Source organism: Bradyrhizobium sp. RP6 (genome assembly GCF_003837805.1).
Lineage (GTDB): Bacteria > Pseudomonadota > Alphaproteobacteria > Rhizobiales > Xanthobacteraceae > Bradyrhizobium.
In genome coordinates this window covers 65,872-89,144 of sequence record NZ_RQIT01000012.1, presented here as the reverse complement: position 1 = coordinate 89,144, position 23,273 = coordinate 65,872, and the positions used below count along the sequence as shown (strand labels likewise).

At 62.6% G+C, this 23,273-nt stretch carries 17 protein-coding genes; 7 read left to right on the top strand and 10 right to left on the bottom strand.

What is annotated here, in order from left to right:
- Nucleotides 1–6: 6 nt before the first annotated feature.
- Nucleotides 7–1,320 (top strand): Hsp70 family protein, encoded by a 1,314-nt coding sequence (locus EHH60_RS21685; RefSeq protein WP_124161474.1) that lies wholly within the window; start codon nucleotides 7–9, stop codon nucleotides 1,318–1,320.
- Nucleotides 1,321–1,361: 41 nt separating this feature from the next.
- Here the strand turns inward: EHH60_RS21685 and EHH60_RS21680 are convergent, their stop codons facing one another.
- The 4 genes from EHH60_RS21680 to EHH60_RS21665 form a co-directional block, all read right to left on the bottom strand.
- A complete protein-coding gene (locus EHH60_RS21680; protein ID WP_124161473.1) occupies nucleotides 1,362–1,811 on the bottom strand; it encodes a c-type cytochrome in 450 nt (149 codons plus the stop codon).
- A gap of 142 nt (nucleotides 1,812–1,953) precedes the next feature.
- Nucleotides 1,954–3,240 (bottom strand): serine hydrolase domain-containing protein, encoded by a 1,287-nt coding sequence (locus tag EHH60_RS21675; protein WP_124161472.1) that lies wholly within the window; start codon nucleotides 3,238–3,240, stop codon nucleotides 1,954–1,956.
- Between the two features lie 236 nt (nucleotides 3,241–3,476).
- On the bottom strand, nucleotides 3,477–3,920 hold the full coding sequence (locus EHH60_RS21670) for an SRPBCC family protein (RefSeq protein ID WP_124161471.1): 444 nt from the start codon (nucleotides 3,918–3,920) through the stop codon (nucleotides 3,477–3,479).
- 288 nt (nucleotides 3,921–4,208) lie between these two features.
- The gene (locus tag EHH60_RS21665) at nucleotides 4,209–5,261 is read right to left on the bottom strand and encodes a SphA family protein (protein WP_502697415.1); all 1,053 of its coding nucleotides are present in this window, start codon (nucleotides 5,259–5,261) and stop codon (nucleotides 4,209–4,211) included.
- A 316-nt stretch (nucleotides 5,262–5,577) separates the two neighbouring features.
- Between EHH60_RS21665 and EHH60_RS21660 the strand changes: the two genes are divergently transcribed.
- The 4 genes from EHH60_RS21660 (at nucleotide 5,578) to EHH60_RS21645 (ending at nucleotide 11,540) form a co-directional block, all read left to right on the top strand.
- Nucleotides 5,578–8,262 carry an arylsulfatase gene (locus tag EHH60_RS21660; RefSeq protein WP_124161470.1) on the top strand — a complete coding sequence of 895 codons (2,685 nt, stop codon included), beginning with the start codon at nucleotides 5,578–5,580 and terminating at the stop codon, nucleotides 8,260–8,262.
- 72 nt (nucleotides 8,263–8,334) lie between these two features.
- Complete coding sequence (locus EHH60_RS21655) at nucleotides 8,335–8,613, top strand: hypothetical protein (RefSeq protein ID WP_124161469.1); 279 nt, start codon at nucleotides 8,335–8,337, stop codon at nucleotides 8,611–8,613.
- 30 nt (nucleotides 8,614–8,643) lie between these two features.
- Nucleotides 8,644–9,096, top strand: a complete 453-nt coding sequence (locus EHH60_RS21650; RefSeq protein WP_124161468.1) for a DUF2721 domain-containing protein — start codon at nucleotides 8,644–8,646, stop codon at nucleotides 9,094–9,096.
- A 38-nt stretch (nucleotides 9,097–9,134) separates the two neighbouring features.
- Entirely contained in the window at nucleotides 9,135–11,540 is a 2,406-nt protein-coding gene (locus tag EHH60_RS21645; protein WP_124161467.1) for a tetratricopeptide repeat protein, read from the top strand.
- A 67-nt stretch (nucleotides 11,541–11,607) separates the two neighbouring features.
- Here the strand turns inward: EHH60_RS21645 and EHH60_RS21640 are convergent, their stop codons facing one another.
- Nucleotides 11,608–12,297 (bottom strand): hypothetical protein, encoded by a 690-nt coding sequence (locus EHH60_RS21640; protein WP_124161466.1) that lies wholly within the window; start codon nucleotides 12,295–12,297, stop codon nucleotides 11,608–11,610.
- A 131-nt stretch (nucleotides 12,298–12,428) separates the two neighbouring features.
- Between EHH60_RS21640 and EHH60_RS21635 the strand changes: the two genes are divergently transcribed.
- Nucleotides 12,429–13,403: an alpha/beta hydrolase family protein gene (locus EHH60_RS21635; protein ID WP_124161465.1), complete on the top strand. Its 975-nt coding sequence runs from the start codon at nucleotides 12,429–12,431 to the stop codon at nucleotides 13,401–13,403.
- A 451-nt stretch (nucleotides 13,404–13,854) separates the two neighbouring features.
- On the opposite strand, the gene EHH60_RS21630 is transcribed toward EHH60_RS21635, so the two are convergent.
- The 5 genes from EHH60_RS21630 to EHH60_RS21610 form a co-directional block, all read right to left on the bottom strand.
- Nucleotides 13,855–14,148, bottom strand: a complete 294-nt coding sequence (locus EHH60_RS21630; protein ID WP_124161464.1) for a hypothetical protein — start codon at nucleotides 14,146–14,148, stop codon at nucleotides 13,855–13,857.
- Between the two features lie 1,049 nt (nucleotides 14,149–15,197).
- Nucleotides 15,198–16,268, bottom strand: coding sequence for a hypothetical protein (locus EHH60_RS21625; RefSeq protein ID WP_245454548.1), 1,071 nt, complete (start codon nucleotides 16,266–16,268; stop codon nucleotides 15,198–15,200).
- A gap of 564 nt (nucleotides 16,269–16,832) precedes the next feature.
- The gene (gene frc / locus EHH60_RS21620) at nucleotides 16,833–18,110 is read right to left on the bottom strand and encodes a formyl-CoA transferase (RefSeq protein WP_124161462.1); all 1,278 of its coding nucleotides are present in this window, start codon (nucleotides 18,108–18,110) and stop codon (nucleotides 16,833–16,835) included.
- Between the two features lie 65 nt (nucleotides 18,111–18,175).
- Nucleotides 18,176–19,909 carry an oxalyl-CoA decarboxylase gene (gene oxc / locus EHH60_RS21615; RefSeq protein ID WP_124161461.1) on the bottom strand — a complete coding sequence of 578 codons (1,734 nt, stop codon included), beginning with the start codon at nucleotides 19,907–19,909 and terminating at the stop codon, nucleotides 18,176–18,178.
- 64 nt (nucleotides 19,910–19,973) lie between these two features.
- Nucleotides 19,974–20,669: a GntR family transcriptional regulator gene (locus EHH60_RS21610; RefSeq protein WP_162131044.1), complete on the bottom strand. Its 696-nt coding sequence runs from the start codon at nucleotides 20,667–20,669 to the stop codon at nucleotides 19,974–19,976.
- Nucleotides 20,670–21,020: 351 nt separating this feature from the next.
- Here EHH60_RS21610 and EHH60_RS21605 point away from each other — a divergent pair, with 351 nt between their 5' ends.
- On the top strand, nucleotides 21,021–23,150 hold the full coding sequence (locus EHH60_RS21605; RefSeq protein WP_124161460.1) for an acetate--CoA ligase family protein: 2,130 nt from the start codon (nucleotides 21,021–21,023) through the stop codon (nucleotides 23,148–23,150).
- The last annotated feature ends 123 nt before the right edge of the window (nucleotides 23,151–23,273 follow it).

The window sequence follows — 23,273 nt, the reverse complement described above, 5'->3', positions numbered from 1 at the left end:
TGGTTCATGTCGAGCGCCTCGCCCGCCGTCTCGATCGGCATCGATTTTGGGACCAGCAACACGGTCGTCGCGCTTGCGGCGGACGACCGCCGGGTCGAGGCCATCCGCTTCGATCATGGCGGACAGCGCCACAGCGTCTACGTGTCGGCCCTGTGCTTCTGGGAGGACCGGCCGGGCGCCGGCGCCCAGGCCGAAGGCGGCCCGTGGGCGATCGAGCAGTTCCTCGAAGGGCGCCACGTCTACCGCTTCCTTCAATCGTTTAAGACGTTTGCGGCGAGCAGCAGCTTCAACACCACGCAGGTGTTCCGGCAGCGCTACAAGTTCGAGGATATTCTGGCGGCGTTCCTGCGGACGCTGGCGCGCCATGGCGGCGGGAAGTTCGGCTTCGAGGCGGCGAATATCACGGTCGGTCGCCCGGTGCGCTTCGCCGGCGGCAATCCCGACGAGGCGTTGGCGATGCAGCGCTACCGGGCCGCGTTCGAGCGGCTCGGCGCCGGTCACGCGCGCTACGTCTACGAGCCCGTGGGCGCGGCGTTCTCCTTCGCGCGCCGGCTGGAGCGGGATGCCACCGTGCTGGTCGCCGATTTCGGCGGCGGCACCAGCGATTTCTCCGTGATGCGCTTCTCGCGTGCGGGCGGCAGCCTTCGCGCCGAGCCGCTCGGCCATGCCGGCATCGGCATTGCCGGCGACACCTTCGATTATCGCATCGTCGACCACGTCGTCTCGCCGCGGCTCGGCAAAGGCTCCAGCTTTCGCTCGTTCGACAAGGTGCTGCCGGTTCCGAGCGGCCACTACACCAACCTCGCGCGCTGGCATCAGCTCGCGATGATGAAGAGCAACGGCGATCTGCGCGAGCTTCGCGAGCTCCAGCGCACTGCGTTGAAGCCGGATCTGCTCGGGGATTTCATCACCATCGTCGATCTCGACCTCGGCTTTTCGCTCTACCGCGCCGTGTCCGGCGCCAAGGTCGCGCTGTCGGCACAGGACGAGGTGGACTTCCGCTTCAGGGGCGGCGGCGTCGATATCGGCGCGGCCATCACACGGAAGAATTTCGAAGCCTGGATCGCCGACGATATCGCCCGGCTGGGGGCGACCGTCGACAAGGTGCTGGGCGAGGCCGGCATCACCGCGCACGAGATCGAGAAGGTGTTCTTGACCGGCGGCACGTCCTTTGTGCCTGCCGTCCGGAAACTGTTCGCCGAGCGGTTCGGCAACGAACGGCTGATGTCAGGCGACCAGTTCGAGTCGATTGCCTACGGGCTGGCGCTGATCGGACATAGTCCCGACCCGGATCGCTGGGCGGCAAGTCAAGTCGGATAGCAGGCGGTGAGCAGCCTCCCCGCGGCGACGCTGCTCGGTCGCTATTTCTGCTGAATTCGGTTCAGGTAATCGATCACGGCGAGAATGCGAGTCCGCACGACGACCTCCGGGTTTTGCTGCGGCCCGGCCTTTTGCCAATAAGTGGGATCGACAGCGTGAGGCAGGCTGACGATGGGGTTGAACCGTTCGCCCCAGACCGGCATTTCACGCGTGCCGTGAGCCGGGACTGATTTCGACCCATAGATGGTTTCGTAAACGGCGTTGGTGGGAAACACCCCGTTGTTGTTCTTGGCCAACACGGTCAGGTCGGAAGGCGGTGTCTTGAGCTGGCCGCTGACCGGTCCTTTGCCCTTTGCGTCGGCGCCATGACAACTCGCGCATGACGACAGAAACTCCGCCTTGCCGATGTCGACTTCTTCGGCCTTGGCGGCAGCAGCGAAACCAGCGGCAAGACCGGCAATGATCAACCATCCGATAGCAGATCTCATCATCTCGCCTCCGAGGCCGGCAGGGAAGACTCCTGCTCCTAGCCGTTTTGCCCTTCAGACAGTTTGACGCACATCAAGACCGCACAGCCAGAACTGAAGCGCGCACATGGCCCTGCGCAGTCGCTCGCTCCCCGCCGTGACGTCGTCAGTTCTCCATGGCCTCATAAATCAGCTGCTTGACGGTCCTTTGGATGCGCTGGCGCTCCGAGGGAGTCTGCTCGAGCAAGACGAAGAACATGTCCTGCTTGGGGTCGATCACGAAATAGCAGCCGCTGGCGCCGTCCCATTTCAGTTCGCCCAGATTGCCCGGCGGCGGCGGTTTGGCGTTGCCCGGATCGGTGCGTACGGCAAGGCCGAGCCCAAAGCCGAAGCCGTCCCCCGGAAAGTAGAAGAAGTCCCGCTCGACGCCCGACCCGGGCCCGACCTGATCCGTCGTCAGCAGCTTGAACGCCTTGGGGCTGAGAATGGTCTTGCCTTCGTACGTGCCGCCATTGAGCAGCATTTGAGCGAAGCGGGCATAGTCCGCCATCGTCGAGACCATGCCGCCGCTGGCGTACATCATCTTCTTCGGCTTGGTCGGGTCGTTTTCGCGCCCCACCCGGAAATCGCTGTCGTTCGGCATCGGCTTGGCGAGCAGCTTCTGCTTTTCGGGGTCGCCGACGAAGAAGCCGGTGTCCTTCATGCCGAGCGGATCGAGCAGCTTTTCTCGCTCGACCTCGATCAGGGATTTCCCGGACGCGATTTCCATGATCCGCGCCAGGATGTCGGTGGAATGGCCATACTGCCAGAGCGCGCCGGGTTGATTGTGCAGCGGCAGTCTTGCGATCCGCTCGGCGAACTCGGCGAGGTCGAAATCACCGGCATAGAGGTCGGCAGCCTTGTAGGCCTTGCGGACCAGGCTGTCGCCGTAGAAGCCGTAGGTGACGCCGGAGGTCTGGCGCATCAGGTCGAGCACCGTCGGCGGCCGGTTCGGCGGTACCAGTTCGAGCGTCTTGGTACCGTCGCTGGCCGTCTTCTCGACGCCGACCTTCACATTTGCGAACGACGGAATGTATTTTGCGATCGGATCGTCGAGGGAGAACTTGCCCTCATCGATCATCTGCACTGCAACCACGCTGGTGATGGCCTTGGTCATCGAGAACAGGCGGAAGATGGTATGGTCGGTGATCGGAGCCTTCGACTCCACGTCCTGCACGCCGAAGGATTGGTGATAGACCGGCTTGCCGTGCTGTTGGATGAGCAGGATCGCTCCGGGAATTTTCCCCGTCGCCACTTCGTTGCGGAAGAACTCGTCGAGTTTTGCCAGCTTGTCCTTGTTGAAATGTGCTCCCGCGGGAATTTCAAAAGTCCCTTCGGCCCGGGCCGAAGCTGCTGCGGCCGCAACGAGCAGCGCGCCACAGGCAATCATCCGCAACGCCTGGAATGGTTTCATCAACCCCCTCCCGATTCCTCCCGAGTGTAGCCGTCCGCTCAACCGGCACAAGGGGCATCAATTTGCAGGGAGCGCCTGCACGCAGGCGGGGGGCACCTGCCGCGCCGCCGTCGGATACCGTTTCGCACGCACCCGATGGCGGTCTCCTTAAGGATAAGGCCAAGCGGCACAGCTGCCGTTGAAGCGGCAGCCGCACACTCGAGCTGCGTCCTGAGGGGCGCGCCACTGCGTCCAGCCTATTGATTGATCTCGGGCTCGACGAGCTTGGCCAGATTCCGCAGCGATTCCTGCCAGCCGAGATAGCAGGCCTCCGGCGGGATGACATCCGGGATGCCCGACTGCGTGATGTCGATTTCGGTTCCGACCGAAACCTTCTTCAGGATCACGGTCACCTCGATCAGGCCGGGCAGATTGGGATCGTCGAATTTGTCAGTATAGCGGATGCGTTCGCCGGGCACGAGCTCGACATATTCGCCGCCAAAGGAATGGCTGTTGCCCGTGGTGAAATTCCGGAACGACATCTTGAACGTGCCCCCGACCTTGGGCTCGAAATGATGCACGGCGCAGGTGAACCCGTTCGGCGGAAGCCATTTCGCCATCGCATCGGCCTCGAGGAAGGCGCGATAGACTTTCTCCGGCTTGGTGGCCAGGACGCGGTGCAGGCGGATAGTGTTGGGCATGTTTCGTTCATCCTCTTGCGTTGATGGGCGCGACGTTGGCGTCTATGGCCCATTCATGTCACGAGGACGACCGGCAAGCTGCCGATCCGACAGGCACTCTCAAATTTTTTTGCCTTTTTGTTGGGAGCGCCGACAGCTGCTGTGGTCGCGCCCGAGCACGATCCGGAAAGTTGCGTGGCGAGCTTCCGAAAAGATCCTGCTCGGCAACGACCTAAAGCGCGATGCGATCCATTCCGAACTCATTCCGCTCTGGACAGCCGCCACCCCGGACACCGTCGTGAACGCCCGTCATTTTGTGATGACGTGCTTCGTCGGCGTCACTGCAGGCGGCGGTGCTGCCGGCGAAATCACGAACGTCACCCATGCATTCCAGCCCTCGGGGCGGTGTTCGGCAGCAAATTCCTTGTAACCCTTCAAGTTGAGGTAACCCTGCATGTCGCCGAGGGGGAAGATGAATCCGATCTGTGGGCCGACCCCGCCCACCCTCGAGCGGAAACAGCCGACGCGATCGCCGGAGCCGCTGTCGCACCCGAGTTGCTGGTAGAAATACCCGACGAGCCCCACCTGCACCTGCTTGCTCAGGAACTGGGAGGCGCCCCAGTCGAAGTGCATGTCGACACCGCTTTGGTACTGCGTGTCGGTGTTCTTGAAATTATAGGTGAAGCCAAGCACGCCGGACAGTTCATGTCCGGCCTGCGGATTGAAATAGGTGTAGCCGCCGCCCGCGTCGATCGCGCCATGCCCGAGCCCGATGTTGGCGAGCCGGGACGACTGGTAGGCTCCGACCGGGATGTCACCGGTGATGTAGGTCATGTAGTTGTGGACACCGGCATTCCAGCGCAGCGCGAATTGCGGGATCAGGTCGCCAAAGCCGGTCACGGAATCGCTGATGGAATCGGAGCGCGAGAAGGGAATGGAGCCCAGCGGCGTTGCGAGCGTACCCGTCACCAATCCGTTGAGCGTGGTCGTGTTCGCACCGTAAATTCCCATCAAGGTGGCCGAGGCCTGTCCGCCCAGCACCGGTGTTGCAAAGACGTAGGTCGCGTTCAACAGGGCCAGATCCACACTCGCGTTGAGGTTCGCATTCAACGTGGCCGTCAGGTTTGCGGGGATGCGGCCGATCTGGACTTCGCGTGCACGCGCCACGTCGCCGCCGGCGGACACCGAGGTGTGATAGTAGATCGCAGCCGTCGTCCAGCCCGGTTGCTGAGGTGTGGCAGCAAGGCTGCCGAACATGCCGGGAATCCAGAAGCTGATGCCGCTTTCGTCGGCTAAGACTGTCGTCGGTATCGATGCAAAGGCTGCAAATGCAAGAGCGGCAAACGCTTTCGTCAATCGCATGGTGACCCCTCCCAAACCACGAGCTTCGCTCAGTGGGAGCGCCTGATATGCTGCCGATCATATGACGCAGCCGGCCGGGCTTGCCATAGTTGCCGATCCGCCGGGAATTTTTGGCAGTCAGGGTGTAGCAAGAGAACAACACTACCGCGCCATGATACCGACGCATGGAGATGAGGCTCCGGGAGTTTACGGAAAAACGGCGCTCCTCTCCCACATCTCCGCTTCTGAGCCGTCATCTTGATCTGTTGATCCATATCAAGTCTTTTTTCTGGTTGTCGGAAAATGATGGCGCCTCGTTTCACGGGGAGGAATTGCAATGAGCACTGCCCGATCCTTTCATCTCGTCGCCTTTTCACTGACCCTTGCTTTTTCGGCGCCAGCATTCGCACAACAAGCCGCACCGCCTCCCGGCTCGCCCGCCGCGACCATCACCATTCCGGGCAATCAGCTGCCACCCCCGCCGCAGCAGTTCGGCGGCAAGATCGAGCGCGATGCGCGTAATTCGACACCTTTCTGGCCCTCGCGCGTGGTCCCGCCCAAGGGCGCACCGAACGTGCTGCTGATCATCACCGATGATGCCGGCTACGGCGTGCCGAGCACATTCGGCGGCGTCATTCCAACGCCTGCGCTCGACCGCATCGCGCAAAGCGGATTGCGCTACACCAATTTCCATTCAACGGCGCTGTGCTCGCCGACGCGCGCGGCGCTGATCACCGGACGCAATCATCACTCGGTCGGCTATGGCGTGATCGCCGAGCAGGCGACCGGTTACCCCGGTTACGACAGCATCATGACAAAGGACAAGGCAACGATCGGCCGCATCCTGACCGACAACGGCTATCACACCGCCTGGTTCGGCAAGAACCACAACACGCCGGAGTACCAGGCGAGCCAGGCCGGCCCGTTCGACCAGTGGCCGACCGGCATGGGCTTTCAATATTTCTACGGCTTCATGGGTGGCGACACCAATCAGTGGGAGCCCGGCAATCTCGTTCGCAACACCACGGCAATCTACCCGTACCAGGGAAATCCCGGCTGGAATCTGGTGACGGCGATGGCGGATGATGCCATCGACTATTTGAACCGCATGAACGCGCTGTCGCCCGATACGCCGTTCTTCATCAAGTTCGCGCCCGGCGCTACGCATGCGCCGCATCATCCGACCAAGGAGTGGGTGAAGAAGATCAGCGACATGCACCTGTTCGACCAGGGCTGGAACAAGCTGCGCGAGACCATCTTCGAGAACCAGAAGCGGCTCGGCGTCATCCCGCAGAACGCGAAGCTGACGCCCTGGCCGAAGGACCTGATCAAGGAATGGGACCAGCTTTCGGCGGACGAGAAGAAGCTCTTCATCCGACAGGCCGAGGTGTTTGCCGCGTTTGCCGCCTATGCTGACGATGAGATCGGTCGCGTGATCCAGTCGGTCGCTGACGTCGGTAAGCTCGATAATACGTTGATCATCTATATCGAGGGCGACAACGGCACCAGCGCCGAAGGGCAGCCGAATGGCACGCCCAACGAAGTGGCGATGTTCAACCAGATCAATCCGTCGGTCGAGGACCAGCTCAAGTACTTCTACGACGTCTGGGGCACCGACCGTACCTACAACCACATGTCGATCGGTTGGGCCTGGGCCTTCGATACGCCGTTCTCCTGGACCAAGCAGATCGTTTCCCATTTCGGCGGCACGCGCCAGGGTATGGCGATCTCCTGGCCGGCGGTGATCAAGGACAAGGGCGGCATCCGCAGCCAGTTCCACCACGTCATCGACGTCGTGCCGACCATTCTCGAGGCCGCGAAGATCAAGCAACCGGACATCGTCGACGGTATCAAGCAGAGCCCGATCGAAGGTGTCAGCATGATGTACACGTTCGACGCCAACAACGCGAACGCGCCGTCAACCCACAAGACGCAGTATTTCGAGATGTTTGCCGATCGCGCGATCTACAGTGACGGCTGGATCGCCTCGACCAAGGTGTTGCGGCCTCCGTGGGTGACTGGAGGCGTCAAGCTGCCAAGCCCGGCCGATTACCCCTGGGAGCTTTACGACCTGAACAACGACTGGACGCAGGCCGAGGACGTCGCCGCCAAATATCCTGACAAGCTGAAGGAGCTGCAGGCATTGTTCTGGAAGGAGGCGGAAAAGTATCAGGTGCTCCCACTGGACTCGTCCGTGGTAACGCGCGTCATCACGCCGCGCCCGAGCCTCAGCGCCGGCCGGACAAGCTTCGTCTGGACACGACCGCTCACCGGCACGCCAAACGGCGATGCGCCGAGCCTGCTCAATGCGTCCTACGTCTTCAAGGCGGACGTCGACATACCTCAGGGCGGTGCCGAGGGCACGCTGATCACCCAGGGCGGTCGTTTCGGCGGGTATGGGTTCTATGTCCTCAAGAACAAGCCCGTCTTTACCTGGAACCTCGTTGACCTCAAGCGCGTGCGCTGGGAGGGGACGGAGCTTACGCCCGGCAAGCACGTCATCGAGTTTGCCTTCAGGTATGACGGTCTCGGCGCAGCGACCATGCTGTTTGGCGACTACAGCGGCATCGGAAAGGGCGGCATCGGCACGCTGAAGGTCGACGGCAATGTGGTGGCGACCGAGAAGATGGAGCACACGCTTCCCTTCATCCTGCAATGGGACGAGGCGCTGGACATCGGTTCGGATACCGGCACACCGGTCGACGACAACGACTACCAGGCCCCGTTTGCCTTCACCGGGAAGATCAACAGGATCACCCTGGACATCGACCGACCCAAGCTGAGTCCGGATGATATCAAGCGGATGGAGGAAGCCGCGCGTGCGGCGGGTGACGGCCCGTCTGTGGAGGCCGGAAGAATGGCCTCGGCGGAACCCCAGGTCTCCAGCAATATCGGTCTCAATCTGGTCGAGAAGATCCAGTTGCGGATCGACAAGCGCGAGGGTTGCCGCAAGGACGCCGAGGCAAAGGGACTTGGTATGGTGGACCGGGTCAAGTTCGTTCAGGAATGTGTTCGCCGATAGTTCGGCGACCGACGGGAAGCCGCCAATCGGCTTCCCGTCGGCCAAATGCACGATGCGCAATCGGAGAAGCTCATGACCAACGGCCGTTGGATCTTCCTTTCAGCGCTTGCACTGATCGGCGCCCTGACTGTCGGCCGCGCTGCGGCGCAGGGCGCGGCGGAGACGGTGCAGGACATGCTCGCCGCACAGATCCGTACGCAGGGTTTTACGTGTGACAAGGCGCTTGGCGCGACGAAGGACGCCGCGCGCTCGAGGGCCGATCATGCAGTCTGGGTGCTCCGATGCAGCAATGCGAGCTATCGGGTGAGCCGTGCGCCGGACATGGCCGCCAAGGTCGAACCACTGCCGTGACGAGGCGCGCCAGCATCGAACGGCGGTGACATGCAAAGCGTAACCGATCTGATCCCAATCACACCTTCGATCGACGAGCTTGGCCGTATCATTGCCAATGTCGCAGCTCCGGCATTCCTGCTAGGCGCGGTCGCTGCGTTTATCTCGGTCGTGATCTCTCGGGTTAACCGGGTGATCGACCGCTCGCAGTTCATCAACGGCATTCCCGCAGGCGATTCTGCAAGAGACTTCCTGAAAGCCGATCTGCCGCGGCTTCGCGAAAGGGCGCGACTTCTGAACCGATCGCTGTTCTGCTCCGTCGTCGCAGCAATCCTTACGGCTCTCATCATCTTCGTTGCATTCGTCAGCGCGCTCCTGCAGATCGCACACGAATACGGCGTGGCGATCCTGTTCATGGCGGCCATGCTGATGTTCAGCGCCGCACTCGTCGATCTGGCGCGCGAAACCAGGATTGCGCTTCACGACAACGACCTTCACGTGTAGGCCGAGTGGGCGGTGAACGGCTGGAGCGATAAGCAGACGTGGCACGTGGCTCGCGAAAGAACCGCAGGGAACACCAGCTCCGCAAGGCGCCGGCGCCTGAACCGGTGCAGTACGCGCCGCAGCCGCTGCAGGTCTCTCACAGCGCCACGAGGCGCTGGATCGTCGGCGCGAGCGCAGTCGTCGCCGCCATTGCCGTCGGACTGCAGTGGTTTGAACTATCGAAGGCTCCCGTCCAGACGTCAGCCCCTGCCGAATTGGCCTTCGTCGGGAGCGAATCCTGTGCCGGCTGTCATCCGGCAGAGACGAAGCTCTGGCAGATGTCGCAACACCGCGACGCCATGGATCATGCGACCGCGCAATCCGTGCGCGGCGATTTCAACAATGCGACTTTTGACTATGCCGGCACCCGGTCGCGCTTCTTCCGTAGGGAGGGCAAGTTCCTGGTCGAGACCGATGGGTCCGACGGCAAGCTCGCGACCTTCGAGGTGAAATACGCCTTCGGCATCGATCCGCTGCAGCAATATCTGATCGAATTCCCGGACGGCCGCGTCCAGGCTCTATCCATCGCCTGGGACACGCGGCCGAAAGAGCAGGGCGGTCAGCGCTGGTTCCATCTCTACCCGGAGAGCGCCATCACCAGCAGCGATTCCCTGCACTGGACCAAGCTGAATCAGAACTGGAATTTCATGTGTGCGGAGTGCCACTCGACCAACGTGCACAAGGGCTACAATGCCGACAAGGACAGGTTCGCCACCACCTTTTCGGAGATCGGCGTCGGTTGCGAGGCTTGCCACGGTGCGGGCTCGCGCCACGTCGCCTGGGCGCACGGCAAGCCGGCGGCGCGCGAGGCCGATAACGGCCTGCTGGTCCGCTTCGACGAGCGCACCGGCATCACATGGTCCGCCTCCGCCGGCACATTGACGCCGGCACGCAGCGCGCCGGCGCCGGCCCTGCGCAAGGAGGTCGAAACCTGCGGGCGCTGCCACGCGCGCCGCGGGCAGCTTTCGGAAGATTGGACACCGGGCCAACCGCTCTCCGACACCCACCGCGTATCGCTGCTCGACCGCCAGCGCTTTCATGCCGACGGCCAGATGCGCGACGACGAGGAGACCTACAATTACGCGCCGTTCAAGCAGAGCAGGATGTTCGCCAAGGGCGTGACCTGCAGCGATTGCCACGACCCGCACAGCGCAACGTTGAAGGCGCCCGCAGACGGGGTTTGTTCGCAGTGCCATGCGCCCGCCAAATATGAATCCGCGGCGCACCGGCACCACGCCAATGTCTCGCCGCCGCTGGGTTGCCCGTCCTGCCACATGCCCGAGCGACGCTACATGGTCGTCGATCGCCGCCACGACCACGGCTTCCGCATTCCGCGCCCTGACCTCTCGGTGCAGACGGGCGCACCGAATGCGTGCAACGACTGCCATCGCGACAAGCCGGCGGCCTGGGCCGCGGATCAGATCAAGGGCTGGTTCGGGGCGGAGCGGCGCGGCCACCAGACCTATGTGCGTGCGTTTCATGCTGCCTGGAGCGGAGCTGCCGACGCGCAAGCGCAGCTCGCCGCAATCGCCGAATCGGCCGGCGTTCCCGGTATCGTCCGCGCCAGCGCGCTGGCGGAGCTTCCCGAACCAATTCTTGATCTGGTCCGGCATGGGCTTTCCGATCCGGATCCGCTTGTGAGGCTCGGCGCGCTCGATCGGCTCGAAGGAGTGCCCGCCGATCAGCTCTGGCCGCTCGCCTCGCCGCGACTGGACGATGCCGTGCGTGGTGTGCGCATTCGCGCCGCCGAACTTCTGGCCGTGCTGCCTGCAGCGCGCCAGCCAGCGGTCGATCGCGCCAGGTTCACGCGGGCGGCTGCCGAATTCATCGCTGCGCAGAAGCTGAATGCGGATCGGCCGGATTCGCGAACGGCGCTCGGCAACTTCTTCCTGCGTCAGGCCAATCCTGGCGCGGCGGAGGCCGAATACCGCGCTGCACTCAGGCTCGATCCCTCGTTTGCGGCGGCCGCCGTCAACCTGTCCGACTTGTATCGGCAGCTCGGGCTCGACAGTGACGGGGAGAAAGTCCTGCGTGAAGCGCTCTCCGCGTCGGCGCAGGACCCATCTCTCCACCACGCGCTTGGTCTGACACTCGTGCGCCTGAAGCGCAGCGAAGAGGCGCTCGACGAGCTGCACCGGGCTGCTTCGCTTGACCCCGGCCAAATACGGTACGCCTACGTCTATGCTGTAGGGCTGAACGGAATGGGTCGGCATGACGATGCGCTTTCTGTGCTGAACCAGAGCCTGCGCGAACATCCGAACAATCCGGAGCTGCTTTCGGCCGCTCTGAACGTCAGCAGGGAGAAGGGAGACATCGCGGCTGCGCTTGGTTATGCAGAGCGACTGGCGCTCCTTCGGCCTGACGATCCACGATTGACGAACCTCATCAGAGAGCTCAAGCGATAGCTGAGCCAGGAAGCGGCCCGCACGTGCTGGCGGTTTTCGCCAGGCCGGACGGCCCTGCTTCGATCGTTCAAATCGCCGCCATGTCCTGCGGCGTCATCGTGAACGCCAGCCCGTAGCGGCCGACCGTCGGATGATTCTGAGCGCCCGCGGCGCAGAGCACCCCGGTTGAGAGCTGGTCGCCAACCGCGCGTTCGACCACGTCGCAATCATAACCGGACAGCAGCACGATCCAGTCGGCGGCACCGTCCTTGCCGCGGATCTGTTGCTCGGTCGTGGGCGCGCTGGTGCGAGGCGTGTCGGTGAGCAGGAGGTGGGCGCCTGTCAGTCCCGGCTGCTGTGCCAATGCGGCGAGCGTGTCCGAAAGGTGCGCCTGCAACTCCGCCTCCCGGCCGATGTCCGGCGACAGCCTGATGGTGGCAAGCGAAGTCGCAACGCCACCACCAAAGCTCGCCACGATCCGGCACTGGCTGCGGACCATGCCGAGATGATGCGGCATCATCTTCCTGGACCACGGCGTCGGCGCGTTGAGCCGGTCGAGATATCCCTTCGACGTGAGCACCTCATATTGCTCGAGCTCGTAGAGCACGAAGAAGCTTTCGGCATCCGTCGTGCTGCTCCAGCGCGATCCCCGCCGAAAGCCGGGAATGCTCATCCGTTCCGGAAAATGCTCGTGCGAGTGCCAATCGCCGAACTCCGCGCGATGCTCGGGGCGGACGCTCCACCACATCGCGACGGCGGCCTTGCCGAGCAGTGCCATGCTGACCTCCCTTTTCGGACACTTTGCCTCAACGCCAACGGCGGCGGCAAGGTGTGCCTGCTTGACGAGCTGAGCCACAATTCCGCTACCGTTTCTCGTTCAACTCCTGCGGGAAATCAGGGGAACTTCCGTTGCGCAGCACGCTTTGGGCTTTCGCTATCGCGCTCTGCTGCCTTGGCCCGTCGGCCGAGGCTGCGGGCATTCAGCTGCTCGACGCCGATCCGTCGCTGTCGGGTGCGATCTGGTATCCGTGCGCGGCGGAGCCGACGCATGTGGCGCTGGGCCGTCTTTCGGTCGGTGCCGATTTCAACTTGCAAGGCTCCAAGGATTGTCCCGTCACTGGCACGAAGCTGCCGTTGGTGATCTTCTCGCACGGCCGTGGCGGATGGTTCGGCCAACATCATGACACAGTGGAGGCGCTGGCCGATGCCGGCTTCATCGTTGCGGCGATCAATCACCCAGGCGACACGTACAGTGACTCCTCGCGGCGTGACACGCTGTCTGTGTGGGGATCGCGTCCGGCGGACATTGTTCGGTTGCTTGATTTCATGCTGAACAATTGGAAGGACAGGGCGGCGATCGATCCCGCCAAGGTCGGCTTCTTCGGCTTCTCGCTCGGTGGCTCTACCGGGCTCGTGCTGATGGGTACCAAGATGGATTTCGCACGTGTCGCCAGCCTCTGCAGGGAGACGACCGGCGCCTGCGCACAGCTTCACAATGGCGAGACGCCGCCTGCCCCGATAGCGGATGCGCGTATCCGCACCGCTGTGATCGTCGACCCTCCGCCGACCGTCCTGACCCGGGAGAACCTCGCCGCCGTCAAGGTGCCTTTCCAGTTCTGGCGGTCGCAGTTCGGCGGTCCTGGCGTCGGCGACGGTTCCGGCAACGCGCGCGTCGCCGACGGCCTGCCGGGCAAGCCCGATGTTCATGTCGTGCCGGCCGGCCATTATGCGTTCCTGGCTCCGTGCTCGCCGGAGCTGGCAGCGGCCGTCCCACGCATCTGCACCGACGCGCCCGCAGGGTTCGACCGGGCCGGATTTCACGGCGAGTTCAATGCGGCGGTCGTGAAGTATTTCCGTGAGCAGTTGGCGACGGGAGATCGCTGAGGCTCGAACTACCGTGACAGTCCAGCTCTGTCACCGTAATCGGATCGGTTGTACTAGTCCCGGGGCGTCCGCTTGTGTCCCGAAGCTGACCTGAGGCTCGCCGCCCGGAGCCTATCAGGATGACCGCTCTGATAATCGCTGTCGATTCTTGCGCATGCCTACCAGCGCACCGACTATCGACCCAAAGCAGAGAGGGACAGCAAAGAAGGTCAGAGCCCAAAAGGAGAATAGTAGGGAATGAGCCACAAAATCCTCCCCGATGACATCGCTCTGAAGCCAAAGTGGTTCTGTTCCTGTCAAGACCAACAGTGACCCGGCGAAGGCGACTTTCATCCAAGATGTGGAGCGTGGATCACGCAGGGCGAAATGCAGACTCCCCCAAGCGGCCACAGAGGCGGAGCACCAGCCACAGGACGACAATCGCTAGCATGGGTAAGCTCCTATAGCCGAGCTACGGATCGATATCTACTTCAACTGCCTCGGTGGTGGCAATCGAAGCATCGCCGATATCGGCGAGCGTCTTCATCGAGCGCTCACCTTGGCGACAGACTTGGATGAGTGTCCGATCTTTCAAGATGATGCTGGCATAGACGTCGTGATCGATGATGACCGGTCGAGAGGCCCCCAAACCCGGGGTCTCGATCAGCTGCTCGCTCTTGCTGTTCGTGTCGGCGATCACGAGGTCGTAGTGATAATGGTTAGAACTGGTCCTCGTTCTGAGAAATGCGACCAGCAAACCGTCCATCGATGCCGCCGGATAATTGGCTATACCTGCTGACAGGAATAGCGGCTCCAATGTGCGGGACGGTGGATCTATCGTTGCCTTCTCGGGATCCTATGGAAGCCGGAAAATGCTGCTCTGTTGATTAGCACGCCAGTCGAGTTTCGGGATGACCGGCCGGTCACGCGGTGGTCCATAAGCCGAAAAATAGATCTCATTCTGTCCTACGGCCAACGAATCCAGCTCGTACAATCTGAAGTCTGTGAGTTGCCGAGGTCCCGTTGCGGGCTCAAATATCCAGATATCGTTGCGGCTCAACCTGACACGCCCATCGCCTCCCTTCACGAACGGACTCGAAACATAGAGAATCCGGCCTCCGGAAAGCTGGATTGCGGAGTGGATCGACCCGGCGCTTCTAAGAACGACGTGGCAAGTGAGTTTGCCGGTGTCACACGATACCAACGCGGTTCCGCTACGACCTGGAAGTTCTCGAGAGAGAAGTAGTCGCGCGCCATCCGGCGATAGATATGGGGACAGGAGGTGCGATCCTTTGCTCCTGAGCTTGGTCCGTTTCCCGGAATCGAAATCAACCAGGAGGAGCTCCATATTGTCTGCCTTGCTGGATCTCACCAAAATGGCAGCGTTCTTGACGGAGGCCGCGAGAGAGAAGCCCCGATTCCACTTGTCGAGATCGAAGCCCTGCGTGTGGGCTGGGCTGGGCGGTAGTACGACAGCAAGCGAAAGCAGAAAAGAACCAATCGCTTGCTTGAGGCTGGACCGAACTGCGACAATCACGATCATCCGGCAAATGTGATGCCCGCGGGTTAAGAAAGGGACACTCGCTATAGTTGAATTGCAGCATTTCCCCATAGCAGTCACCTGGCTCCGACGTCATCTAATGGAAACAACGGTCGATGGCGGCTTCTGGCCCGAATGCGAAGTTCGGGCTGCCGGCTCCTTGAGGCACACCGGACGTACCTGGCCGACCCTCCAACCGGCGCTCGTGACCCGAAGCGGACACTTCGAAATTAAGGCAGACCGAAACGGCCGAGACGGGAAGCACTGCGGCTCAGCTAGGGAAGTCCTTTTGTCATCGTAAAGGGATTGAACCCACGTTCCGCGAGGGCAGCCCACGAAGCTGCGCCAAGATGTGACAATCGGAAATAGTTTCGCGGCTTGGTCGGGTCGGTGTCCAACACGAACCCCGTCGGTAACGCGCGGACAGTCGTGGCGTAGAGCCCACCATCGGGCGACCTCTGGGATTCGATGACAGCGATCAACGATTCTGCTCTCTCGGTCTTACCGAGCAATTTCATCAAGAGAGCCATTTGGCCCGTACCTTCGGTCCACACACCGTCCCGGTCTTCACCGTAAGAAAAGCCTCCGCCGACACTCATTCGCTGTTCGGCGGTCGTCATTGCCGATGCAAATTTGCGAGCCGCTCCGTGAAGCGCTGTTAGCGGCCAGATCTGGGCATCCAGAGCCAAAATCGGATTATGCGTGACACCATCTTCAGCGGTCCCTGCGGCGAAACAGGCGCACCCCGGATTCCACATCGTATTTACAAAGTACTCGGCATCCGTTGCCTTATCGCGCCAACGCGAGTCGCCTGTACGGATCGCAAGCAGGCCAAACGCCGCGGCGAGGTCAGTATTATGTTCAGTCGATTTCCACGTCCGCACTTCCGGCATCGGTTCGTGCCCAAACGTACCACCCGTGAAACCGCCAGTACCGCGCGTATCGGCCCATTGCGCGACCCAAGCGCCAAGCCGCGCTGCACCATCGCGGAACGGGGAGCCGGTGTTCACATCATCAATCGACAGCAACGCCAACATGGCCCATGCCATGTTACCAACATCGCTGCCCACCTGATATCGATCCTCTAACCATTTGTTCCGAGTATTGTCCCACCAACCCGCCAGTTTGGCGGAGTCACTCGCCACCACACCCGCGGCGTATGCGTTCCGGGGCCGCCCGTCGTGCCAGGTGCGGTCGTTATCGATGGCCCAGAGAATCGCCGAGCCAATTCGAGACGCTTTGTCTCGCTCGCCGCAACCGACCAATGCGATGGCGGCTACCGCGTTGTCATAGAGGTAGGCGGCACCATGGAGAGGCCCCGATTCGACGGTCGGATAGCTGGGCAAAAACAACGGCCTTGGCGGTGCCTTATCGATTAGACTAGCGAGGTACCCGCACGCAGACGCTTCTGGTGTTGCTAAAGCCCGTAGTGGAGTGGCGGCCAAGATGATTATGAAAGTCGTTACGATCCATACGGAGGCTTCTATTCGGGCCACTTGGCTGTTCTCCAGGGTGGACGATGATTCTGTATACCCATCGGTGATGTCTAGAAGTGGCCCATAGCTGACGTCCTTGCGCCTCGCGCTGACGTCCGATTATCGCCCTTGGACTCCAGACCTCTGCAGCCCCTTCCGCGAACGGGGTGTGGTCAGGGAGCCCCTCCGATGTGCAGCAGCGAACGCCCGATGTGCACTCCCGGCACGACATCCACGATGGCATAATACCCCTGTTTTGCCCGACGGGTCAGGATTTTTTCGTCGAAACAGAAATATCGTTGCGGACCAACGGGATGGCTACTGTGCATGGGGTTGTTTTCCAGTTTTGATTTTGAGCGCGCGGCTGCGCGCCTTCCCAAGCAAAAAGGGCCGCCCCTTCGGGCGGCCCTTTCGTCTCGTTCAATGTTGGCCCGGTTACTCCGCGGCCTGCTTCTGCGGCGGGTCGAGCGCGCCGGACTTGTGGATCTCGGCGACCTGGTGATCCGAGAAGCCGAGCACCGAGCGCAGGATCTCGTCGGTGTGCTCGCCGAGCAGCGGGGAGCGCTGCACGTCGCTCGGGGAATCCGACAGCTTGATCGGGTTGCCGACCGAGACGTACTTGCCGCGGGTGGGGTGGTCGACCTCGACGACGGTGCCGGTCGCGCGCAGCGACTGGTCCTCGGCGATCTCCTTCATCGACAGGATCGGGCCGCACGGGATGTCGTCCTTGTTGAGGATCTCCATCGCCTCGAACTTGGTCTTGGTCATCGTCCACTGCTCGATGCGGGCGAAGATCTCGTTCAGGCGAGGCAGGCGCGCCGCCGGCTTGGCGTAGTTCGGATCGGTCTTCCACGAGGGTTCGCCGATCACGTCGCAGATCTTCTCCCAGACCGGAGCCTGGGTGATGAAGTAGATGTAGGCGTTGGGATCGGTCTCCCAGCCCTTGCACTTCAGGATGCGGCCGGGCTGGCCGCCGCCGGAATCGTTGCCGGCGCGCGGCACGGCATCGCCGAACGGCACGCCTTCGCCGAACTGGCTGTATTCCTTGAGCGGGCCGTGGGCGAGGCGCTGCTGGTCGCGCAGCTTGACGCGGCAGAGGTTGAGCACGCCGTCCTGCATCGCGGCGGTGACGCGCTGGCCTTTGCCGGTGTGGGTGCGCTGGTAGAGCGCGGTGACGATGCCGAGCGCCAGATGCAGGCCGGTGCCGGAATCGCCGATCTGCGCGCCGGTGACGAGCGGCACGCCGTCGCGAAAGCCGGTGGTGGAGGCGGCGCCGCCGGTGCACTGCGCGACGTTCTCGTAGACCTTGCAGTCTTCGTACGGTCCGGGGCCGAAACCCTTGATCGAGGCGACGATCATCTTCGGGTTGATCGCTTGAATCTTCTCCCAGGGGAAGCCCATGCGGTCGAGCACGCCGGGGCCGAAATTCTCGACCAGCACGTCGCACTGCTTGATCAGCTCGGTGAGGACCTCCTTGCCTTTGGGGTTCTTGGTGTCGAGCGTGATCGAGCGCTTGTTGTGGTTGAGCATGGTGAAATACAGGCTGTCCACGTTCGGGATATCCTGCAGCTGGCCGCGGGTGATGTCACCCACGCCCGGACGCTCCACCTTGATCACGTCGGCGCCGAACCAGGCCAGCAGCTGCGTGCAGGTCGGTCCGGACTGGACGTGAGTGAAGTCGAGAATGCGAACGCCCGTGAGCGCTTTGGTCATCGTGTTGCTCCGTACTCTTTGTCTGCCCCTGCACCCGGCAGGGAGTATTGGGTTGAGGGGTGGACTTACTTCTTCTTCTGCAAAACGCTCTGCGGATTGAGATTGCCGATGCGGCCGCTCTCCGAGCCTGCAGCCGGATCGATCACCGCGTTGATGAGCGTCGGCTTGCCGGACTTCATCGCCTCGTTCACGGCGCGCTTGAGCTCGTCGGGCGAGGTCGCGTTGACGCCGATGCCGCCGAAGGCTTCCATCATCTTGTCGTAGCGCGCGCCCTTGACGAACACCGTCGTCGCCGGGTCGGCGTTGGCGTTGTTCACGTCCGTGCCGCGATAGATGCCGTCATTGTTGAAGATGACGACGCAGATCGGAAGGTTGTAGCGGCAGATGGTCTCGATCTCCATGCCGGAGAAGCCGAAGGCCGAGTCGCCTTCCACCGCGAGCACGGGATGGCTGGTCTCGAGCGCGGCTGCGATCGCCTGACCCATGCCGATGCCCATCACGCCCCAGGTGCCGACGTCGAGACGCTTGCGCGGGCGGTACATGTCGATGACGCCGCGGGCGAGGTCGAGCGTGTTGGCGCCCTCGTTGACGAGGATCGCCTCGGGGTGCTCCTTGATGACGTTCTTCAGCACGCCGAGCGCGCCGTGATAGTCCATCGGCGATTTGTTGTTCATGAGCTTCGGCGCCATCTTGGCGACGTTCTCTTCGCGCTTGGTCGAGACGGCCTTGGTCCAGTCGGCGGGCGGGGCGGTCCAGCCCGAGGCAAGCGCCTGGTTGAAGGCGGAGACGACCGAGCCGATGTCGCCGACGACGGGCGCGACGATCTCGACGTTGGAGTCCATCTCCTTCGGCTCGATGTCGACCTGGATGAACTTCTTCGGCGCCTCGCCCCAGCTCTTGCCCTTGCCGTGCGACAGCAGCCAGTTCAGCCGCGCGCCGATCAGCATGACGACGTCAGACTCCTTCAGCACGGTCGAGCGGGCCGCGCCGGCGCACTGCGGATGGGTATCGGGGAGGAGGCCCTTGGCCATGCTCATGGGCAGGAAGGGAACGCCGCTCTTCTCGACGAAGGTCTTGATCTCCTCATCGGCCTGCGCGTAGGCCGCGCCCTTGCCGAGGATGATGAGCGGGCGCTTCGCGCTCTTGAGCACGTCGAGCGCGCGCTTTACCGAAGCAGGCGAGGGGATCTGCGCGGGCGCAGCATCGATGACCTTGACCAGGGACTTCCGGCCGGCCTCGGCATTCATCACCTGGCCAAACAGCTTGGCCGGAAGATCCAGATAGACGCCGCCGGGACGGCCCGAGACCGCGGCGCGGATGGCGCGGGCGAAACCGATGCCGATGTCCTGGGCATGCAGCACGCGATAGGCCGCCTTGCACAGCGGCTTGGCAATCGCGAGCTGATCCATCTCCTCGTAGTCGCCCTGCTGGAGGTCGACGATCTCGCGCTCGGAGGAGCCGGAGACCAGGATCATCGGGTAGCAGTTGGTGGTGGCATGCGCGAGCGCGGTGAGACCGTTGAGGAAGCCGGGCGCCGACACCGTGAGGCAGACGCCGGGCTTCCTGGTGAGATAGCCGGCGATGCCTGCGGCGTAACCGGCGTTCTGCTCGTGGCGGAACGAGATCACGCGAATGCCGGCGGCCTGCGCCATGCGGCCCAAATCCGTGATCGGGATGCCCGGCACATTATAGATGGTGTTGATGCCGTTCAGCTTGAGCGCGTCGATGACGAGATGAAAGCCATCCGTCAGTTCCTGCTCGGTGCCCGGTGCTTCGGACTTGGTCGCGGTATTCAGCATGGGCCTTGTCTCCCTGGTCTCAAGGTCGTTGGGGCGAATTGTTCGCCCTTCTGGTGAAGGTTCACTAGGTAAAGAGTTCCTGGCCGTGCGCTTCGACGTAAGCTGCAAGGCCGAGGGTGTGATCGCGGGCGCGCTTCTCGGCGAGCTCGGTGTCGCGCGCTTCCAGCGCTTCGATGATGCCGAGATGCTCGGGCAGCGATGTCGCGGTGCGATCCTTGCGTCCGATGGTCAGCTGGCGATAGCCGCGCACGTGCAGCAGGAGGTCGTTGGTGAGATCGACCAGCACGGGCGATTCCGACAGCGAGATCAGCGCCTGGTGGAAGGCGATGTTGGCGCGCGAATACTCCTCGACGTGATCCTCGGGCAGGCGGTCCTTGCTGAAATCCTTGAAGAAGTCACGCAGCGCCGTGATATCCTTCTTGCGTGCGGTGGTGGTGATGAGGCGCGCGGCCATGCTCTCCAGCGCCGCCCAGGCGCGGATCATGTCGACGATCTCGCTCTTGGTCCTTCGCACCACCATGATGCCGCGGCGCGGCACCGTCTTCACAAAACCGTCCTGCTCGAGCATCGCGATGGCTTCGCGGATCGGCGTGCGGCTGACGCCGAGCCGTTCGGACAGCGCGCGCTCGTCGAGCATCACCGGCTCGGGCGTCGAGTAGATGTCCATCTTGAGGATGGCTTCCTTCAAGGCGTCATAGGCCTTGTTCTTGAAGCTGCTCTCCGGAGCAATACGAACGATTGCGATGTCTGCCTCGGCCATGTTCGGCAACGCCTTGGTTGGTTTGCGTAGTGACACGACGAATCTCCTCCAGTGGGAGTCGTCTTTTACAGGAATATTAATGGGAAAGTTTTTGGCATACCACATGCCAGAATGTCAAGCTGGCGATTTTTTGCGGCGTTCTAAGACATCCACCAGCTTGACAAGTTGGCTTCTGGCATACCAAATGCCATCGCCAGCCATTTTCGATCCAAGCCGGCGGAGTAACCTTTGGGCTTATGCCACTCCGTTCCGCCGCATGGAACAGAGCGCGGCGAATGGCAAGTATCACGGGCAGCCGCAAACCACGCGCGCGCTTTGAAAAGAACGAACTCAGGTCAAGGGAGAAGCCAGATGTCCAATTCCAAAGATGCCGTCCGCAAGGTGCTCGACCAGGTCAAGGCGGACAACCGCACCAGCCTGACGGCGCCGGAAGGCAAGCTGGTCTGCGACGCCTACGGCATTCCGGTGCCGAAGGAGGGCGTGGCAAAGTCGGCGGGCGAGGCCGGCAAGATGGCTTCATCCATGGGTTTCCCGGTCGTGATGAAGATCGTCTCGCCGGACATTCTCCACAAGACCGAAGCCGGCGGCGTCATCGTCGGCCTCAAGACGACCGACGAGGCCGAGAAGGCCTACGAGACCATTCTTTCCAACGCCAAGAAATATAAGTCCGATGCCAAGATCGAGGGCGTCCAGGTGCAGCAGATGCTGGCGGGCGGCACCGAAGTCATCGTCGGCTCGATCACCGACGGCTCGTTCGGCAAGCTGGTCGCCTTCGGCCTCGGCGGCGTGCTGGTCGAGGTGTTGAAGGACATCACCTTCCGCCTCGCGCCCGCGACAAAGGAGGACGCGCTCTCGATGCTCGACGGCATCCAGGCGCATGAGATTTTGAAGGGCGTGCGCGGCGGCGAGCCGGTGAACCGCAACGCCCTCGCCGAAATCATCGTCAAGGTCTCGCAGCTCGTCACCGATTTCCCCGAGATCGTCGAGCTCGACCTCAACCCGGTGTTCGCGACGCCGAAGGACGCGACCGCCGCGGATGTGCGCATCGTCGTCGACTTCGCCTACAGGCCCAAGCCCAAGCCGCGTCCGACCGAAGAGATCGTCGCGGCCATGAACCGCATCATGCAGCCGAAGGCGGTCGCCGTGGTCGGCGCCTCCGCCGAGGACGGCAAGATCGGCAACTCCGTGATGAAGAACCTCATCAATGGCGGCTACAAGGGCGAGATCTATCCGATCCATCCCAAGGCCGCCGAGATCCTCGGCTACAAGGCGTACAAGAGCGTCAAGGATGTGCCCGGCGTGATCGACGTCGCGGTGTTCGCGATCCCCGCCAAGTTCGTGGCTGCGGCGCTCACCGAGTGCGGCGAGAAGAAGATCCCGGGCGCGGTGCTGATCCCGTCGGGCTTCGCCGAAGCCGGCGCGCCGGAGCTGCAGGCCGAGATCGTCGAGGTCGGCAAGAAGTACGACATCCGCCTGATGGGACCGAACATCTACGGCTTCTACTATACCCCCGCCAATCTCTGCGCGACCTTCTGTACGGCTTACGACGTCAAGGGCCACGCGGCGCTGTCGTCGCAGTCGGGCGGCATCGGCATGGCCATCATCGGCTTCTCGCGCTCAGCGAAGATGGGCGTCTCGGCGATCGTCGGCCTCGGCAACAAGTCCGATATCGACGAGGACGATCTGCTCGCCTTCTTCGAGCAGGATCCGAACACCAATCTGATCGCGCAGCACTGCGAAGACCTCAAGGACGGCCGCGCCTTTGCGGAAGCAGCAAAACGCGTCTCCAAGAAGAAGCCGGTGGTGGTGCTCAAGGCCGGCCGCACCTCGGCCGGTGCCAAGGCTGCATCCTCGCACACCGGTGCGCTCGCCGGTAACGATCGCATCTATGAGGACGTGTTCAAGCAGTCCGGCGTGATCCGCGCTCGCTCCTTGCGCCAGCTGCTCGAATTCGCCCGTGGCGTGCCGGTGCTGCCGACGCCGAAGGGCGAGAACGTGCTGATCATCACCGGCGCCGGCGGCTCGGGCGTGCTGCTCTCGGACTCCTGCGTCGACAACGGCCTGTCGCTGATGTCGATGCCGCCGGATCTCGATGCGGCCTTCCGCAAGTTCATCCCGCCGTTTGGGGCTGCCGGAAATCCTGTGGATATCACCGGCGGCGAGCCGCCGATCACCTACGTCAACACGGTGAAGCTCGGCCTATCGGACGAGCGCATCCACGCGCTGATCCTCGGCTACTGGCACACCATCGTCACCCCGCCGATGGTGTTCGCCCGTAACATGGTCGAGGTGAAGAAGGAGATGGAGGCCAAGGGCTTCGTGAAGCCCATGGTCGCCTCGCTCGCCGGCGACGTCGAGGTCGAGGAAGCCGCGGAATATCTCTACCAGAACGGAATCCCGGCCTACGCCTACTCGACCGAGCTGCCGGTCGAGGTCCTCGGCGCCAAGTATAAGTGGGCGCGCGGGGCAGGGCTGCTCTGAGTCGCTGACGCCGCTTCGGCAGTCCGAAGCGGCGTCTTGCACGGTAAGTCGTTCCGGGGCGATGCGCAGCATCGACCTATGGTGCGCAATTGCGCACCTGAGGTCTGGTCCTTCGGACCATCC